The sequence below is a fragment of the Candidatus Obscuribacterales bacterium genome, assembly GCA_036703605.1.
GTDB lineage: Bacteria > Cyanobacteriota > Cyanobacteriia > RECH01 > RECH01 > RECH01.
Window position 1 is genome coordinate 1 of the sequence record DATNRH010000362.1, and the last position, 1,717, is coordinate 1,717.

Annotated in this window: 1 protein-coding gene; it reads left to right on the plus strand. The window is 52.6% G+C overall.

The features are described 5' to 3' along the window. Positions 1-196 precede the first annotated feature (196 nt). The gene (locus V6D20_07665; GenBank protein ID HEY9815661.1) at positions 197-1,300 is read left to right on the plus strand and encodes a hypothetical protein; all 1,104 of its coding nucleotides are present in this window, start codon (positions 197-199) and stop codon (positions 1,298-1,300) included. Positions 1,301-1,717: the final 417 nt, after the last annotated feature.

Consider the following 1,717-nt stretch of genomic DNA (forward strand, 5'->3'; position numbering starts at 1 on the left):
AGGTAAGGATTTTTAGGCTCATACCAATTCTATACCAGTTTTCAGTCTGCTGATTGCCACTCGTCCAGAAGGCTGTCGCTCTACTATGGGCCAGCGATGTGTGATCCTCATGGTAGGGCTGCGGTTATCTCACTTCCCATCTGATGGCATTGAGGACATTCATTGATAAGCTTTAGGGCATTCCTATATGATGCTCATGAACCGTCCGATTCGATTAACGAAACCCCCAAATGACATTGTCACGGCGACAATAAGCCTGTTAACGCAGGAGCACGCCGGACAAATCGAAGATATCTGGGAAGGCATTCTGCGGGAGGCAGAGCAGCCTGACGCTAGTTGGGACTGGGCCTATAAGTTACGACTGGCTGTCAATGATGATCGCTATGAGGCTTACGGCATCGAGTTTGAAGCGCTACTTCAAGGTGTCATCTTGCTCGAAACGCAATGGCACCGTTCCTGGTTGCCGCAACGGTTTCCTCTGGTCTATATCGAATACTTAGCTTCTGCGCCGTGGAATCGCCGGTTACTCGAAGATCCTCCCTATCTGATTGGGGTCGGACGGGCACTCGTACTCTTTGCCCGTCAGCGCAGTGTGGAGCTAGGCTATGGTGGTCGCATCGGTCTACATGCGCTGCCGGGTGCGGAAGCTTTCTATCGACGTTACAATATGCCCGACTACGGCCCTGACCCGGACAAAGACGAGTTGATATACTTTGAGTACGCCGCTTTAACGCTCCAACTCATCCAATCGCTTATGAATGATGCAATCCTGACTGAGCAACTAAGAAAAACGGGCGACCTGATGGATTTGCTCAAGGATGAGGCTTGGGTTCGGGAAGCAGATGCCGATCGCGCCAGTGAGGAAGGAACGGTTGAGGCTGGGCTGGGTCTACAGCCTTATGTGGAGTTACTCAAGGATGCTTCGCCAGAAGCGCTGCAGCGGCAGCGGTGGTATGTGCGAGTGCTATCCATCTTGTTACCGGAATTGAAGGGATGGTTAGAGTCGTGGCAGCTCGGGCGGAGTCTAGAGGCTGTCTACATGGAGGCGCAAAAATGCTTATGTGGTCATCTGAGGCATCTCACACCCGAACAAACGGTCTGGATTGAGGTGCTGTTGGCAGAGGAAGAGCAGGCGTTACCCAACGAGCAGAAGGTGATTCGGGCTGAGGCGATCGCTATGCTCGCTCAGATGTTCACTACAGAGGACTGGCAGGCGATCGCCAATGTGGCCTCCCAAACAATGACGAAAGACATTCTACAAATGGGGCAAGAAGCGGCGGATTCCATCCTCGCTGTCTAAGCCTAGTACTGGGCGGCAAAAATCTCCTGGCTATCGTCGTCCAAGCGTCTCGTTTGCAGCAAGCCAGATCAGTTGCCTTGGGCCTGGTATGGCTTGTGGTGGCTAGATAGGGTTCAAGGTTAAGCGCATAACCCTGGTTCGCCAGGGTCATTTGGCACAGTCTTATTGGAACTCGGCTTGTGGCAGGGGGGCTCTGATGCGGGCAGACCGACTGATGGCTCACAACTCTCGTAGCAGCAACAGTTCTTCTCATGAGGGCTGGGTATTGGGTACAGGACTTATATCAAGTCCGCTTAATCAGCCACACTTAGCATTGAAACGCCTTCCACCAATGGAACTGGGTCAAGCCTGAGATAAAGTCGGTAAGGTTCAGGAGTTGTACACAGCGCTGCTCTACCCGTTCCAGTAGGTCATCAA